Here is a 15,402-nt window from a genome sequence, read left to right as displayed (position 1 = left end):
GATGTGGACGGTGCCGGAATCAGGCGAACAGGCTCTTCACGAAGGTCACGATGGCTTCGGCACCCTCACGCAGCCAGCCGAGCGCGGTCTGGACCGCTTCCGCCGACTGCGTGGGCTGGGTGATCAGCAGGAAGAGCACGAGCGCGACGACGCCGACGAGCAGAATCTTCTTGATTTGCGGCGACATGGCTCCATCCTGATGTGCCCGGCGGCCACGCGCTCAGCGTCGCCGTACTCGAAAAACCATCCAGGACCGTCATCCTGCACCCGCGCACCCGATTCGAACAGGCTTTCACGCCAATGCGCGCACTTGTTCACGCCGGGTAGGTGACGATCTCCTACTCAGTGTAGAAGTCCGGCACCCGATTACCCGGTCGGACACGCCCGGTACTCGATCGTGAACCGAGTTGACCGAGCGTGTCCCGCCTACCCTCCGTTACCGCACGTTAACTAATGGCTCCCGCACTCCGAAGCTTGCTCACGTCGTCTTCCGTCATGCCGAACTCCGCCAATACGTCGGCCGTATCGGCACCCTGGGCGTGCGGCGCCTCCGGAGTTCCGGGCGGTGTCCGATCGAACCGCGGTGCCGGGGCCGGCTGCACCACGCCACCGATCTCCACGAACGTGCCCCGCGCCTGGTTGTGCGGGTGCTCGGCGGCTTCCCACGGCGAGAGCACCGGCGTGAGGCACGCGTCGGTGCCTTCGGCCATGGCCACCAATTCGTCCCTGGTGTGCTTGCCGATCGCTTCGGCGAGGATCTCGCGCAGCCGCGGCCATTCGTTCTTGTCGATGTGCACCGGCAGCTCCGCCGGGTCGAGCCCGAGCACCTTGACCAGATCCGCCCAGAAGCGCATCTCGATCGCGCCGACCGCGACGTACTTCCCGTCGGCCGTCTCGTAGGTGTCGTAGAACGGGGCACCGCCGTCGAGCATGTTCTCGCCGCGCTCACCCGGCCACACCCCCGCCGCCCGCAGGCCGTGCAGGTGCGTGGTGAGCAGCGCCGCGCCGTCCACCATCGAGGCGTCGACCACCTGACCGCGCCCCGAGGCGGTGCGCTCGTACAGCGCCGCGAGCACGCCCATCGCCAGCAGCAGGCCACCGCCGCCGAAGTCGCCGACCAGGTTCAGCGGCGGCACCGGCCGCTCCCCCGCCCGGCCGACCGGCTCCAGGGCACCGGCCAGGCCGATGTAGTTGATGTCGTGCCCGGCGGCAGGCGCCATCGGGCCGTCCTGACCCCAGCCGGTCATCCGGCCGTAGACCAGCCGCGGGTTGCGGGCGTGGACCTGCTCCGGCCCCAGCCCCATCCGCTCGGCCACGCCGGGCCGGAAGCCCTCGATCAGCACGTCGGCCTGTTCGGCCAGCTTGAGCACCAGCTCCACGCCCTCGGGCGTCTTGGTGTTCACGCCGATCGTGCGTCTGCCGCGCATCAGCGGGTCGTACGCGAAACCGAGCACGTCCTCGCCCGGCTTCGCGCGGTCCACGCGGATCACGTCGGCGCCGAGGTCGGCCAGGATCGTGCAGGCGAACGGCGCGGGCGCGAGCCCGGCCAGTTCGAGCACCTTGAGCCCGGCGAGCGGGCCGGTCTTGGAGTGCGGCATGTCAGAGCGTCCTCGAAATGATTTCCTTCATGATCTCGCTGGTCCCGCCGAAGATCCGGGAGATCCGGATGTCCGCCCAGGCCCGCGCGATCGGGTACTCGGTCATGTAGCCGTAGCCGCCGAAGAGCTGCAGGCAGTCGTCGACCACCTTGTTCACCCGCTCGGTGGTCCACAGCTTCGCCATCGCCGCGCCCTGCACGTCCAGCTCGCCCTTGAGGTGGCGTTCGATGCACTGGTCGAGGAAGGCCCGCGAGACCGCGGCCTCGGTGGCGGCCTCGGCGAGCTTGAACTTGGTGTTCTGGAAGTTGTAGACCGGCCTGCCGAAGGCGGTGCGGTCCTTGGTGTAGGCGATGGTCTGGTCGATCGCCGCCTCCATGCCCGCCACCGCGGTCACCGCGATGATCAGCCGCTCCTGCGGCAGCTGCTGCATCAGCTGGATGAAGCCCTGGCCCTCTTCGCCGAGCAGGTTCGACGCGGGCACCCGCACGTCGTCGAAGAACAGCTCAGCGGTGTCCTGGCCCTTGAGCCCCACCTTGTCCAGCACCCGGCCGCGCCGGAAGCCCGGCGTGTCGGTCTCCACCGCGATCAGCGAGACGCCCTGCGCGCCCGCTTCCGGATCGGTCTTGCAGGCGACCACCACCAGGTCGGCGTGGAAGCCGTTGGTGATGAAGGTCTTGGCGCCGTTGAGCACGTACTCGTCGCCGTCGCGCACCGCACGGGTCTTGATGCTCTGCAGGTCGGACCCGGTGCCGGGCTCGGTCATCGCGACCGCGCCGACGAACTCACCGGAGGCGAACTTCGGCAGCCACTCGCGCCTGCGCTCCTCGTTCGCGTAGTGCAGCAGGTAGTGCGCGACGATGCCGTTGTGCACCGTGACGCCCCAGGCCCCGTCCCCGGCCCTGGCCTGCTCCTCGTAGAGCACGGCTTCGTGGGCGAAGTTCCCGCCACCGCCGCCGTACTCCTCGGGGATCGACAGGGCGAGCAGGCCGACCTCACCGGCCTTGGTCCACAGCTCGCGGTCGACCTTCTTCTCCGCCATCCAGCGTTCCTGGTGGGGCACCAGTTCCTTCTGGCAGAAGGTGCGCGCGAGGTCGCGGAAGTCCTCGAGATCGGGGTTGCTCCATGAGCTCTTCTGAATCTGCAGTGGCACGGCTGGCCCTCCGGACTGGAAAACATGCCAATCGGAATGTAAGTTCTGCTCGGAATGTACATCTGGAGCCCATGGCGGGTAAAGCCCACCGGAACGGGGTTTCGCTGTGACCGGCACAACACACCGCACCCAGGCGGAGCGGCGGGCGCACACCCGGACCGCCCTGCTCGACGCGACCATCGACTGCCTGGTCGAACTCGGGTACGCCCGCACCTCGGTGCAGGAGATCTGCGCCCGCGCCCGGGTGTCGAAAGGCGCCGTGCAGCACCACTTCTCGGCCAAGGCGGAGCTGATGGCCGCCGCGGTCGAGCACCTGACGAACCGGCTGAAGTCGGAACTGGCGGCCTCACTGGAGCGGCTGCCCTCGGGCGCGGACGGCATCCCCGCCGCGATCGACCTGCTCTGGGAGGGCTACTCCGGCACGCTGGCCACCGCCGTCACCGAACTGTGGGTGGCCGCGCGCACCGATGACGAACTGCGTGCCGCGATCCGCCCGGTCGACCGGGCGCTGGGCCGGTCCACCCTCGAGCAGATCACCGCGGTGGCCGGTGAACTGCCGAAAGAACGCGCCGAGGTGCTGTTCTGGCTGACCGTCAACCTGACCCGCGGCCTGGCCCTCGACGCCGAACTGGGCGGAGACCCCAAGCGGCGCAAGCAGTTGCTCGACGAGTGGAAGCGGATCGCGGTGGTCCTGTACGGGCACGGTTAGGTCTCGAAGGTCGCGGTTCGGCTACGCGCCGGGGTGTTTCCCGCGATGGTCAGAACGTCCCCATGACGGGCTGTGCATCGACAGGAGTTCTCGATGACCGTAGGCGCGACCCCGCCGCCGCCCCAGCCGCCGGCGATGCCGTCGCAGCAGTTCCAGCCTTACCACCAGCCACCACCCCCACCCCGGCGCCCGGGGGTGCACGGGTTCTCCGTGGCGGCCGCCCTGCTCGCGCTGGTGGCGGCCGGGCTGCTGATCTTCGGCAGTTTCCTGCCGTACACCGAGTACTTGGTCGTCAGCGACGGCGAGCAGAGCTTTTCCCAGCAGACCACGGGCTGGGAGTGGATCATGGAGGAGCGGTCGTCCGACGGCCCGGCCTTCCAGGAGACCGAGGGCGCGCACCCACCGCGGTTCGGCATCGCGCTGACGCTGGCCGCGGCGGTCCTGCTCATCGGCGCGTTCGTCACCGGTGCCGCGGCGGGCAAGCGGACCAACGCCGGTGTGCGCTCGATGTCGCGGCTGTTGCTCAGCACCTCGACCGTGGGCGCGGTGGTCGCCGTCTGGATGGTCGCGCTGACCGCTTCGAGCCTGCAGAGCATGGCCACGGTGAGCGAAGACGATTCGGGCTTCTCCTCTTCCTTCCGCACGGTCTACAACCTCGACACGGGGTTGTGGGTGCTGGTGTGCGGGGCCGGAGTGGCACTGCTCGGGTTGATCGTCGCGTGGCTGCCCCATCCGGACGCGCGGGCGATGGGAGCGCCGAACCCGGGCGTGCAGATGTACCTGGAGCCGAACACGCCGCCCGGCTACCCGCCGCCCCACCAGCAGTACCCGGCGCCGCCCCCGCCCGCCGCGCCTTCGTCGCCCGAGCCGTACATCTCGCCGTTCACCCAGGTCGCCACGACCGAGTCGATCACGGCGCAGCCCGAGCCGGAGAAGGCCGAAGCCACCGGCGAGCCCGCGAAGGAAGAGGAAGCAGTCAAGGACGAGGAACCCCGGAAGTAGGTCCCTCGCTGCCATGAACGGTCCGCGTGGACCGTTCATGGCACCCGCCCCCAGGATAACGTGAGCAGGTTTCGCGTTCCATGGTTCGTTCACCTACCGTCGGTATGCTGTACTGGCCGGTAACCTCGCTATCCGAACGGAGCCGCTCATGACCAGCACCACCCCCGCGCACACAGGCCAGCAGTCCTCCCGGCCGAGCACGGTGGGCGGCGTGGTCGGCGCGCCGTCGGCCGCACGCGCCGCCCAGCTCGTCCGCCGGGCGACCGGCGGTGCCGACAACGCCCCCGTCGAGATCACCTCGCCGTTCACCGGCCTGATCACCGCGGAATTCCCCCAGGCGACCGACGCCGAGGCCCGCGCCGCCTTCGCCGCGGCGAGGACCGCCCAGCGCGCCTGGGCGGCGGTGCCGGTGACCGAGCGGCAGCGCATCCTCATCCGCCTGCACGACCTCCTGCTCGAGCGCCAGGACGAAGCGCTCGACCTGGTCCAGGTCGAAGCGGGCAAGGCCAGGATGGACGCCTTCGACGAGGTCAGCGGCTCCGCGCTGGTCGTCGCCTACTACGGCAAGCACAGCGCGCGCATCCTCGCCCCGCGCCGCGCCGCCGGGGTGATCCCGGTGCTGACCAAGGCGGGTGAGCTCCGCCACCCGAAGGGCGTCGTCGGCGTGATCACCCCGTGGAACTACCCGCTCGCGCTGACCGCGATGGACGTGCTGCCCGCGCTGGCGGCGGGCAACGCGGTGGTGCAGAAGCCGGACAACCAGACCGCGCTTTCCGCGCTGTGGCTGCACGAATTGGCCGAGGAAGCCGGGCTGCCCGCCGGGATCTGGCAGATCGTGCTCGGCCGCGGCTCGGCCATCGGCGACGCGCTGGCCGAGGAGTCCGACTACCTCTGCTTCACCGGGTCCACGCCCACCGGCAAGCGGCTCGCCGAGCAGGTCGCCGGCCGGCTCACCGGTTACTCGCTCGAACTCGGCGGCAAGAACCCGATGATCGTGCTGCCGGACGCGAACCCCGCCAAGGCCGCGGCGGGCGCGGTCACCGCCTGCTTCTCCTCGGCTGGTCAGCTGTGCGTCTCGATCGAGCGGATCTACGTCCACGAAAGCATCCGCGAGGCGTTCACCAAGGCCTTCGTGGCGAAGACGGAGGCGCTGCGGCTCGGCGCGAAGCTCGACCACTCCGCCGACATGGGCTCGCTGACCTCGGAAAGCCAGCTGGCGAACGTGTCGGCCCACGTCGACGACGCGCGGGCGAACGGCGCCACCGTGCTCACCGGCGGGCACCCGCGACCGGAGATCGGCCCGCTGTTCTACGCGCCGACCGTGCTCACCGACGTCACCCCGGCGGCGAAGCTGTTCACCGAGGAGACCTTCGGGCCGGTCGTCTCGATCTACGGCTACACCGAGATCGACGACGCGGTGGACCGGGCGAACGACACCGTCTACGGCCTCAACGCCAGCGTCTGGTGCCGCGACACCCGTGCCGGGGCGGCGGTCGCCTCCCGGCTGAAGGCGGGCACGGTCAACGTGAACGAGGGCTACGCGGCCACGTTCGGCAGCGTCGGTGTGCCGATGGGCGGGATGAAGGAGTCCGGGTTCGGCCGCCGCAACGGCGCCGAAGGGCTGCTGAAGTACACCGAGGCGCAGTCGATCGCGGTGCAGCGCGGGCTGAAACTGCGGCCGTTCCGCGGGATGCCGCCGAAGGTGTGGGTGAAGAGCATGACCTCGAGTATGAAAGCCTTGCGGCGCCTGCCCCGCTGAGCCGTTCCGGAGGACCGCCGATGCCCGAAGCCACCGTCTCGGCACTGCAACTCGGGGCGAGCGCGGACACCGCGGCCACGCTGGAGCGGATCCTCGGCTACGAAGACGAGATCCGGGCTTCGGGCACGGACCTGCTGGTCCTGCCCGAAGCCGTGCTCGGCGGTTACCCGCGTGGCGACCTGTCGGGCGACGGGTTCACCCGGTACTTCGAGCAGGCGGTCGACGTCCCGGGACCGGAGATCGAGGCGCTGGCCGGGTTGTCGGCACGCACCGGGGCGAGCGTCGTGGCCGGTGTGGTCGAGCGCGCCGGGTCCACTTTGTACTGCACGGCGGTCTTCCTCGACCCGGCCACCGGCTTCACCGCCCGGCACCGCAAGCTGGTGCCGACCATGCGGGAACGCCTGGTGTGGGGCCGGGGTGACGGGTCGACGCTGCCGGTGGTGCCCACCGCGGCCGGGCTCGCCGGTGCCGCGTTGTGCTGGGAGAACTACATGCCGCTGCTGCGGGCGGCCATGTACGCCAAGGGGGTGCGCGTCTGGTGCGCGCCCACGGTGGACGATCGCGAGGTCTGGCGTTCGACCATGCGCCACATCGCCGCGGAGGGCCGCTGCTTCGTGGTCAGCGCCTGCCCGTACGAGTCCGAAGGGGACGATCCGATCGCCGGTGGCAGCCTGATCGCGGGCCCGTCCGGTGACGTACTGGCCGGACCGCTGCTCGGCGCCGAAGGACTGGTCACAGCGAAGATCGACCTGGACGAGACGGTGTCCTCACGCGCGCAGCTCGACGTGTCCGGCCACTACGCGCGGCCGGACGTCTTTTCCTTGTCCGTGGACGAAACCCCGCGCCCCGGCGTGCGTTTCCACGGCGGTTAACCGGTCAGCAGACCGCGGTCCTTGGCGATCGCCACGGCCTCGGCACGCCGGCTCGCCCCGAGCTTCGCCATCACCCGGGACAGGTGCACGCTGACCGTTTTCTCGCTGATGTAGAGCTCTTCGCCCACCTGCCGGTTCGTCCGGCCCAGCGCCACCCGTTCCAGCACCGCGCGTTCGCGGTCGGTCAGCGGGTCCACCACGTCACGGCGTGGCTCCTGGCCGGGCAGGTCGATGCGGGCGCGGTGGGCCAGTTCGCGAATGGCGCCTCCGAGCGGTTTCGCGCCGAGTCGTTCGGCGACTTCGTACGCGGCCAGCAGTTCCGAAGCCGCGAGTTCGGCGTCGACGGATTCGCCGGTGCTGAGCAACGCGGCCGCGTGTCGCTGACGCGCGCCGGCCTGCTCGTAGACCGCGCCATAACCGAAGGCGGCCACGGTTTCCGCCCAGGCGGCCGGTTCGAGCTTGCCGTACAGCTCGGCCGCTTCGGCCTGCAACCGCGCCCGCCACGCCCGGCCCTCCGGCCCCAGCACGCCCGAGCGCGGCTTGCCGTGCTCCAGGCAGGCACGGCCGTGCGCCAGCAGTCCCTCACCCTTGGCCACCACCGCCGCTTCGGCCTCGGATTCCCCGCGCACCCGGGCTTCCGCCGCCATCGCCGCGCAGGAACGCAGGCCGAGCGCGGCCATCCGGACCCCGCCGAGCAGCCACGGCTCGAAGTACTCCAGCCACTGGATCACTTCTTCGGTCCGGCGGACCGCTTCGGCGTGGTCCCCGCGCCAGTACGCCACCTCGATGCCGACCGCGCCACCGGCGATCGCGATCAGGATGTCCGAGCGCCAGTCGGACCGCAGGCTCTCGACCATCTTCTCCGCTTCGGCGAGCCGCCCCCTGGCCGCCACGATGTGCACCCAGGACGCGGTCATCCGCGCCGCCACCGCACTGGACACCCCGCGCTGCGGGCGCCCGTCCTCGGTCGGCCAGTCACCGCTGACGAACCTCAGGTACAGGTGCCTGGCCCGGGCTTCCAGCCCGAACGAACTCCAGGTGAGCCCGTTTTCCTTGGCGTAGTCGGAACTTTCGCGGTAGGCGGCCAGTGCCGCGTCGATCTCGCCACGCTCGTCGTAACCGGAAGCGAGGAAGTAGCGCGCGCGGAGCCCCACGTTGAGCGCCCCGGCCTGCTCGGCCTTGCGCTGCGCCAGCAGGAGCCGATCGCGGGCTTCCTCCAGGTGTCCCTCGGTCTCGGCGAGCGTGCCGAGGGTGACCAGCGCGTCGGCTTCGGCGCCGTCCGCCCCGACCGCGCGGGCGTCGGCCACCGCGCTCTGCGCGCTCCACAGCGCTTCCGCGATGAGGTTGTCCCCGCGCTGGATGATCGCCCTGGTGGACAGCACCCAGGCCCGGGTCCGCGACGCTTCGGCGTGCTCGACCAGTTCCCAGGCCTTGTCGATCGCCGCCACCGACTCGTCCCAGGTGTTGTCCATCGCGCCGAGCACCTGCGCCAGCCGCCGCCACAACGTCGCCGCGCGCTCGGTGGGCACGTCGTCGTGGATCGCCTTGACCGCACTGCGCGCGTAGGCGATCGCCCGCTCGGGCTCACCGGACGTCCCGGCGAAGTAGGACGCCTCGGTGAGCAGCTTGATCTCGTCGACCCCTTCGGGCCGCTCGCTTTCCGGCACCGCGTCCCAGATCGCCAGCGCCTGCTCGATGTGCTTGAGCGCGGACACCGGGGCGCCGAGTCCCTCGGCTTCGGAAGCCGCGCGGTAGGACGCGGCCAGCGCTGTCGTGAGGTCGTTGCTCTCCAGGCTGTGGTAGGCCAGCAGCGCGTCGTGGCCGCGGGTGTCGGGGGCGCGGCGCAACCGGTCCGCATACCTCGCGTGGGTCCGCGTGCGCTCCCCCGGCAGCAGGTCGCCGTAGACGGCTTCGCGCAGCAGCGCGTGCCGGAACAGGTACAAACCCTTGTCCACCACCAGTACGTGGTGTTGCACGGCTTCGCGCAATGCCTCGTCGAGCGGCAGTTCGTCCAGTTCGGACAGATCGCTCAGCGCGGCGTGGGCCACCCCGCCGTTGGCCACCGAGATCAGCCGCAGCACCCGCTGGGCCTCGCCGGAGAGCCGCTCCACCCTGGACAGCAGCACCTCGGCCAGCCCGGTCGGCAGGTCCGACGCGTCGGCGCAGGAGGCGATCAGCTCCTCCAGGAAGAACGGGTTGCCCTGCGACCGCTCGATCACCCCGGAGATCACCTCGGGGGTGAGCGCGGCCTCGGACAGCGCGGTGACGAACTGGCGGGCGTCGGCGTCACCGAACGGCGGCAGCTCGATCCGCTCCACACTGGCCAGTCGCACCAGCTCGGACAGCAGCGGCCGCAGCGGGTGCCGCCGGTGCACGTCCTCTTCGCGGTAGCTGCCCACCACCAGCAGTCGCTGCGCGCGCAGCCGGGAAAGCAGGAAGGAGAGCAGGTTGCGGGTGGAGCCGTCCGCCCAGTGGAGGTCCTCCAGCAGCAGCACCACCGGGGTGTGCTCGGAGAGTTCGGTGAGCAGGCCCAGCACCGCGTCGAACAGCTGGAGCTGGCCCAGGTCGCGCTCGGCCCCCACCGGGCCCATGGTCTCGTGGTGGCTGGAGGACACCGGGGTGTACTCCGCGCTCGGCGGCACCACCGTGCCGAGCTGCGGCAGCAGGCGCCCGAGCGCCTGGCGCACCCGGACCGCGTCGGCGACCGCGCTGTCCCCCGAGGTGGCCAGCGGGGTCAGCGCCTCGGCGAAGGGCAGGTAGGGCAGGCCACCCTCCCGCACGTCGAGGCAGCGGCCGGTGAGCACCAGCGCGCCCCGGCCCACCGCGTGCTCGGCCAGCTCGGTCAGCACGCGGGTCTTGCCCACCCCCGCGTCCCCCGACAGCAGGACGGCGCCGGCCTCGTTGCGCTCGGCACGGGCGAGCGCGGCACGAAGCCGGCGCATTTCACTGGTCCGCGCGACGAGCGGGATTCCGGATCCGAGACGGGGCACGGCATGCATTGTGTCCTACCCGCGCCCGGAGAGCCCCGTGGTTTTCGCGCACAGCGTGCCCGCTGTGGCGCGACGCACCACCCCCGTCATCAGGCGGCTTTGTCGTGCGAACCGTCCCGCTGCCTCGGTATGTGCACGTGGGGCCGCGGGCTCAGCCAGCGGAACGGCCTGCTGGAGCGCATCACCCAGGTCAGCCTGCCCGCGCGGCGCAGCTCCTCGTTGCGGTAGGCGACCTCGGCCTGCACGGCGTCCCACATCCAGTCGGTCCTCATGGTCTGCTCCTCTGTGGATCCCGGTTTCTCTGCCGGGTCCCAGAGTCGTGCTGAGGGGTCCACTGGTGCATCGGCCGATCACGCAGTCCGGACGCGAACCGGCCCCTTACCCCCGCCTTGCCCCTGCGCGGCGGGTGTAAGGGGCCGGGTGCGGCCAGGACTCAGCTGGGGTCGAGGCTGCCGTCGCGCGTGGCGTCCAGCAGCCCCTGCCAGCCCCGCGAGCTGAAGGAGAGCAGACCGCCCTCGACATCCTTCGAGTCGCGGACGGCCGCGCCGTCACGGGTGAATGCGATTTCGACGCAGTCATTGCCGCCACCACTGTGACTGCTCTTGCGCCAACGGGTCAGGAATACCGAGTTGTCGGACATGATCCCCACTCCTTACTTTGCTTGCTCCGCACCCAGCCGGGCGGCGGACTCGGCGATGAGTTCCACCGAGTCATCCGGTTTCAAGGCAGTGGCACGCAGGTGATCGAACATGAGCGTATAGCGACGCACATCATCCGGCATCTCCAGGTAAAGGCCGCTGGAAGTGCTGTCGACGTAAACCACATCCGGATCTGCCTGCTCCGGAAAACCGAGGATGAGAAACGGTCCTTCCATTCCCGGATGCGCACCCGCGCCGAACGGCACGACCTGGAGGGTCACGTGGGGCAGCGCCGCCACTTCGACCAACCGGGAAACCTGTTCCGCCATCACCTCGCACCCGCCGACGCGCCGGTGCAGCACGGCCTCGTCGATCACCGCCCAGTACTCCGGCGGGGAGGGGTCGGTGAGCAGCTCCTGGCGGGCCATCCGGGCCGCCACGCGGCGCTTGAGCTCGGCCTCGTCGGCGTCCGGGCGCAGCGCGCGGATGACCGTACGCGCGTAGCGCTCGGTCTGCAGCAGGCCGGGGACCAGCAGGGCCTGGTAGGCGCGCAGGGAGCTGGCGTCGGCTTCCAGGCCGACGAAGGTGCCGGTGAAGACCTCGTTGTAGGCGTGCCACCAGCCGCGCTTGCGGGCTTCCCTGGCGAGCTGGACCAGCGCCTCGCGCTCGTCGCCGACCAGGCCGTAGAGCTCGAGCATGTCCCGGACGTCACGCGGGGTGACGCCGACGTGGCCGGTCTCGATGCGGCTGATCTTCGACGCGGAGCACTCGAGCTTCTCGCCCACCTCGTCGATGGTCAGCTCGGCGGCCTCGCGGAGGCGGCGCAGTTCGCCCGCCAGCCGACGGCGGCGAACTGTCGGCCCCTGCCCTCGCGCCACTGCTCCACCTCCACTGCGTTGCTCGCCTGCCGATGTCCCTGTCGTCATATCTAACCAGCCGCCCGAACTCGCCGTGATGAATTGACTACTTCAATTTCGCCGCGTCCCCAGATGGTGGACTGCAAATTGCACTTCGCCGTTGTACGCTCGCAGTGTGCTCCATTTTCCGCCTTGGAGCCAGTACATCGGGCAAAATTCGGAGAAGACCACTTCCGGGGAGGGCGGGCAGTCATGGGTCACCCTGAGCTGAACATCGTGAACCCATTAGCCGCCATTGTGGAGGCTCGGCTGAGCGACCTCACCCGTTCGGCGGGCACCGATGACACGCAAGTCGCCGCGTGGGTAGCACGCCAGGAAATCCCGGTTCTCGTGGAAGCTTTGCGCGCGGTGCTCGCGGAGCACCGGACGGACGCCCGAGGGCACTGCGTGGCGTGCCGCGGCCGCCGCTGGCGACGCTGGCGGCGGGGCTTTCCGGCGCTCCCGTGCCGCGCCTACGTCGCCGCACGCCTCGTCCTGGGCGACGATTCACCCGCGAAAATCACCCGCCCGGCGCAACGCCGGCATCGCGTAAGGGCTGCAGAGCGCAGAACTCGGGCTACTTCGGGGCAGAACTCGGTGCTCTGAACGCAGAACTCCGCTGCCCCTGCGACAAACCCAGGTGCACAAGTGACAAACTCCGCCGCCCCCACGACAAACTCCCCCACCCGAACCCCACGTTCGAGTGACCAAAACCTACGTCCGCAAGCCGAACCCCACCCACACGCCCCCGAACCCCACCCCAAGACACCCGAACCCCACACTCGCGACGCGCCCCCACCCCCAGACATCCGAACCCCACACTCAGGCAGCCGAACCCCACCTTCAGGCGCCCGAGTCCTACGTTCGGAAGACGAGTCCCGCGTTCACGCAGCCGAACCCCACGCTCAGGCAGCCGAAGCCGACACTCGGGCGCGAGTCCCACACTCAGGAAGCCGAGTCCCACGTTCAGACAGTCGAGTCCCACACTCAGGTAGCCGAGTCCTACGTTCGGGGGCACGAGCCCCACGTTCAGGTAGCCCAGTCCCACACTCAGGCGGCCGAGTTCTACGTTCAGGTAGCCGAGTCCCACGTTCGGGGAGCTGAGTTCCACACTCCCGGGCGAGCCCCGCGTTCAGAAGGGAGGGACTCGGATGTCCGAACGCGAGGTTCGGCTGCGGGGGGTGCGGAGATCGAGTGGCCCAACGTGGAGTTCGGGCGCCTGAACGTGGAGTTGGGATGTCCGAACGTGGGGATCGGATGCCTGAACGTGGGGATCGAGCGCCCGAACGTGGAGTTCGGGGGTCTGAACGTGGGGTTCGGGTGCGGGAGTGTGGGGTTCCGGGGGTGGGGTCCTTTGGGGACGGTTATAGGACGCGCAGCAGGCCTTCTTGCACCACGGTGGCGATGAGCGTGCCGTCGGCGGCGAAGAAGCGGCCGGTGGCCAGGGCCCGCGCGTTCGAGGCGGACGGTGACTCGGTGTCGTAGAGGAACCACTCGTCGGCGCGGAACGGGCGGTGGAACCACATCGCGTGGTCCAGGCTGGCCCCGAGCACCTTGTCCAGCTCCCAGTACGCGCCGTGCCGGGCCAGCGGGCTGTCCAGCAGGGTCATGTCCGAGGCGTAGGCCAGCACGCACACGTGCAGCAGCTGGTCGTCGGGCAGGGTGCCGTCGGCGCGCATCCACACCTGGTTGCGGGTGGCCGGGCTGCCGGTGCCGCGGGTCACCCACGGTGGGTCGTTGACGTACCGGATGTCGATCGGCCGCGGCCTGCTGTGCAGGCTCTGCAGGTCGGGGTAGCCCTCGATCCGCTCCCGGACGGTCGGCAGCGTCTCGGCCGCGGGCACGTCCGGCATCCGCTCGGCGTGCTCGATGCCCTGCTCCTCCTTCTGGAAGGAGGCGGACAACGCGAAGATCGCCTTGCCGTGCTGCACCGCGACCACCCGGCGGGTGGTGAACGAGCGGCCGTCGCGGATGCGGTCGACCTCGTAGACGATCGGCACCCGCGGGTCACCGCCGCGGATGAAGTAGGCGTGCAGCGAGTGCACCGTGCGCTCCGGCGGCACCGTGCGCCCGGCGGCGACCAGCGCCTGCCCGGCGACCTGCCCGCCGAACACCCGCACCGGCGAGTGCGGCGGGCTGACGCCGCGGAAGATGTTCTCCTCGATCCGCTCCAGGTCGAGCAGCGACACCAGGCGGTCGAGCACCACCTGACCGCCCTGGCCGGCTTCGTTGTCCAGCTCGGTGGCGGCGGCTCTGGCGACCTCAGTCATGCACGGAACCCTATCCCGGCGAAGCACCCACCCGGGCCGCGCTCAGGCGTGATCGTCTTCACCGAGGCGGTGCACGCGGATCAGGTTGGTGGAACCGACGGTGCCCGGCGGGGAGCCCGCCACGATCACCACGAGGTCACCCTCCTGGTAGCGGTCCATCTCCACCATGGCGTGGTCGACCTGCTGGATCATCTGGTCGGTGGAGTCCACCTTCGGCACGATCCGGGTGGCGGTGCCCCAGGTCAGCGTGAGCTGGCTGCGCACGCTCTCCTCCGGGGTGAAGGCCAGCAGCGGCAGCCGGGTGTGCAGCCGGGCCAGCCGCCGCACGGTGTCACCGGACTGGGTGAACGCGACCAGTGCCTTGGCGTTGAGCCGCTCGCCGATGTCGCGGGCGGCGTAGGAGATCACGCCGCGCTTGGTCCGCGGCACGTGGCTCAGCGGCGGGACCTGCGGCGAGTCGGTCTCCACGGCCTGGATGATCCGGGCCATCGTCTCCACCGACTCGACCGGGTAGCGGCCGACGCTGGTCTCGCCGGACAGCATCACCGCGTCGGTGCCGTCGAGCACCGCGTTGGCCACGTCGGAGGCTTCGGCGCGGGTCGGCCGGGAGCTGCTGATCATCGAGTCGAGCATCTGGGTGGCCACGATCACCGGCTTGGCGTTCTCGCGGGCGATCTGGATGGCCCGCTTCTGCACCAGCGGGACCTGCTCCAGCGGCAGCTCCACGCCCAGGTCACCGCGGGCGACCATGATCCCGTCGAAGGCCAGCACGATGGCCTCGAGGTTGTAGACCGCCTCGGGCTTCTCCAGCTTGGCGATCACCGGCACGCGGCCCTTGCCGACCCGGTCCATCACCTGGTGCACCAGGTCGATGTCGGCGGGCGAGCGGACGAAGGACAGCGCGACGAAGTCGACGCCGAGCTCCATCGCGAACTCGAGGTCCTCGATGTCCTTCTCGGACATGGCGGGCACGGAGACGTCCATGCCGGGCAGCGAGACGCCCTTGTTGTTGCTGACCGGGCCACCCTCGGTGACCTCGCAGACCACGTCCTGGTTGTCGACCTCCTTGACCACCAGGCCGACCTTGCCGTCGTCGACCAGCAGGCGGTCACCGGGCTTGGCGTCGCGGGCGAGGCCCTTGTAGGTGGTCGAGACGCGCTCGTGGGTCCCGGCCACGTCCTCGACGGTGATCCGCACGATGTCGCCGTTGCGCCACTCGACCGGGCCGTTGGCGAAGGTGCCCAGCCGGATCTTCGGGCCCTGGAGGTCGCCGAGGATGCCGACCGCGCGACCGGTCTCCGCCGCCGCCGCTCGGACGACGTCGTAGACCTCCTTGTGGTCGCTGTGGCTCCCGTGGCTGAAGTTCATTCTCGCGACGTCCATTCCGGCGTCGACGAGGGCCCGCACCTTCTCCGGGCTGGCGGTAGCGGGGCCAAGGGTACAAACGATCTTCGCGCGTCGGCTCACATTCAGACAGGGTAGCCCCTCGTGGCGGGTACGTCTTTACCGATCCCGAAA

The 15,402-nt window shown here is 70.2% G+C and carries 13 protein-coding genes; 4 read left to right on the top strand and 9 right to left on the bottom strand.

The features are described from left to right. Window positions 1-19: 19 nt before the first annotated feature. The 3 genes from L3Q67_RS22950 to L3Q67_RS22940 form a co-directional block, all read right to left on the bottom strand. The gene (locus L3Q67_RS22950; protein ID WP_205215355.1) at window positions 20-187 is read right to left on the bottom strand and encodes a hypothetical protein; all 168 of its coding nucleotides are present in this window, start codon (window positions 185-187) and stop codon (window positions 20-22) included. Window positions 188-446: 259 nt separating this feature from the next. After that, a complete protein-coding gene (locus L3Q67_RS22945) occupies window positions 447-1,598 on the bottom strand; it encodes a CaiB/BaiF CoA transferase family protein (RefSeq protein WP_499183531.1) in 1,152 nt (383 codons plus the stop codon). 1 nt (window position 1,599) lies between these two features. Next, window positions 1,600-2,748, bottom strand: a complete 1,149-nt coding sequence (locus tag L3Q67_RS22940; protein WP_499183530.1) for an acyl-CoA dehydrogenase family protein — start codon at window positions 2,746-2,748, stop codon at window positions 1,600-1,602. A gap of 106 nt (window positions 2,749-2,854) precedes the next feature. Here L3Q67_RS22940 and L3Q67_RS22935 point away from each other — a divergent pair, with 106 nt between their 5' ends. The 4 genes from L3Q67_RS22935 to L3Q67_RS22920 all read left to right on the top strand — a co-directional run bounded on the left by L3Q67_RS22935 (window position 2,855) and on the right by L3Q67_RS22920 (window position 7,090). Then, entirely contained in the window at window positions 2,855-3,457 is a 603-nt protein-coding gene (locus L3Q67_RS22935) for a TetR/AcrR family transcriptional regulator (protein ID WP_209668794.1), read from the top strand. Between the two features lie 93 nt (window positions 3,458-3,550). Beyond that, the gene (locus tag L3Q67_RS22930; protein ID WP_499183529.1) at window positions 3,551-4,459 is read left to right on the top strand and encodes a hypothetical protein; all 909 of its coding nucleotides are present in this window, start codon (window positions 3,551-3,553) and stop codon (window positions 4,457-4,459) included. Window positions 4,460-4,607: 148 nt separating this feature from the next. Then, window positions 4,608-6,218, top strand: coding sequence for a succinate-semialdehyde dehydrogenase (NADP(+)) (locus L3Q67_RS22925; RefSeq protein WP_499183528.1), 1,611 nt, complete (start codon window positions 4,608-4,610; stop codon window positions 6,216-6,218). A 20-nt stretch (window positions 6,219-6,238) separates the two neighbouring features. Next, a complete protein-coding gene (locus tag L3Q67_RS22920) occupies window positions 6,239-7,090 on the top strand; it encodes a carbon-nitrogen hydrolase family protein (protein ID WP_499183527.1) in 852 nt (283 codons plus the stop codon). On the opposite strand, the gene L3Q67_RS22915 is transcribed toward L3Q67_RS22920, so the two are convergent. The 6 genes from L3Q67_RS22915 to pyk all read right to left on the bottom strand — a co-directional run bounded on the left by L3Q67_RS22915 (window position 7,087) and on the right by pyk (window position 15,351). Then, entirely contained in the window at window positions 7,087-10,089 is a 3,003-nt protein-coding gene (locus L3Q67_RS22915) for a helix-turn-helix transcriptional regulator (protein ID WP_499183526.1), read from the bottom strand. The two genes, L3Q67_RS22920 and L3Q67_RS22915, sit on opposite strands and share 4 nt — an antisense overlap. 80 nt (window positions 10,090-10,169) lie before the next feature. Continuing rightward, window positions 10,170-10,352 carry a hypothetical protein gene (locus tag L3Q67_RS22910; RefSeq protein WP_499183525.1) on the bottom strand — a complete coding sequence of 61 codons (183 nt, stop codon included), beginning with the start codon at window positions 10,350-10,352 and terminating at the stop codon, window positions 10,170-10,172. A 161-nt stretch (window positions 10,353-10,513) separates the two neighbouring features. Further along, window positions 10,514-10,720 carry a DUF397 domain-containing protein gene (locus L3Q67_RS22905; protein WP_209668800.1) on the bottom strand — a complete coding sequence of 69 codons (207 nt, stop codon included), beginning with the start codon at window positions 10,718-10,720 and terminating at the stop codon, window positions 10,514-10,516. Between the two features lie 12 nt (window positions 10,721-10,732). Beyond that, window positions 10,733-11,596, bottom strand: coding sequence for a helix-turn-helix domain-containing protein (locus L3Q67_RS22900; protein ID WP_209668801.1), 864 nt, complete (start codon window positions 11,594-11,596; stop codon window positions 10,733-10,735). A gap of 1,382 nt (window positions 11,597-12,978) precedes the next feature. After that, on the bottom strand, window positions 12,979-13,884 hold the full coding sequence (tesB, locus tag L3Q67_RS22895; protein WP_499183524.1) for an acyl-CoA thioesterase: 906 nt from the start codon (window positions 13,882-13,884) through the stop codon (window positions 12,979-12,981). 42 nt (window positions 13,885-13,926) lie between these two features. Further along, window positions 13,927-15,351 carry a pyruvate kinase gene (pyk, locus tag L3Q67_RS22890; RefSeq protein ID WP_499183523.1) on the bottom strand — a complete coding sequence of 475 codons (1,425 nt, stop codon included), beginning with the start codon at window positions 15,349-15,351 and terminating at the stop codon, window positions 13,927-13,929. Window positions 15,352-15,402: the final 51 nt, after the last annotated feature.

Source organism: Saccharothrix sp. AJ9571 (assembly GCF_021725495.1).
Classification (GTDB): domain Bacteria; phylum Actinomycetota; class Actinomycetes; order Mycobacteriales; family Pseudonocardiaceae; genus Amycolatopsis; species Amycolatopsis magusensis.
Note: the sequence above shows the minus strand (reverse complement) of the source record. Positions and strands in the feature narration are given on the sequence as shown.

Bases quoted from the DNA above. Each gene is read 5' to 3' on its own strand.
- L3Q67_RS22950 (WP_205215355.1), bottom strand. From the start codon at position 187: ATGTCGCCGCAAATCAAGAAGATTCTGCTCGTCGGCGTCGTCGCGCTC.
- L3Q67_RS22945 (WP_499183531.1), bottom strand. From the start codon at position 1,598: ATGCCGCACTCCAAGACCGGCCCGCTCGCCGGGCTCAAGGTGCTCGAA.
- L3Q67_RS22930 (WP_499183529.1), top strand. From the start codon at position 3,551: ATGACCGTAGGCGCGACCCCGCCGCCGCCCCAGCCGCCGGCGATGCCG.
- L3Q67_RS22925 (WP_499183528.1), top strand. From the start codon at position 4,608: ATGACCAGCACCACCCCCGCGCACACAGGCCAGCAGTCCTCCCGGCCG.
- L3Q67_RS22920 (WP_499183527.1), top strand. From the start codon at position 6,239: ATGCCCGAAGCCACCGTCTCGGCACTGCAACTCGGGGCGAGCGCGGAC.
- L3Q67_RS22915 (WP_499183526.1), bottom strand. From the start codon at position 10,089: ATGCATGCCGTGCCCCGTCTCGGATCCGGAATCCCGCTCGTCGCGCGG.
- L3Q67_RS22910 (WP_499183525.1), bottom strand. From the start codon at position 10,352: ATGAGGACCGACTGGATGTGGGACGCCGTGCAGGCCGAGGTCGCCTAC.
- L3Q67_RS22905 (WP_209668800.1), bottom strand. From the start codon at position 10,720: ATGTCCGACAACTCGGTATTCCTGACCCGTTGGCGCAAGAGCAGTCAC.
- tesB (WP_499183524.1), bottom strand. From the start codon at position 13,884: ATGACTGAGGTCGCCAGAGCCGCCGCCACCGAGCTGGACAACGAAGCC.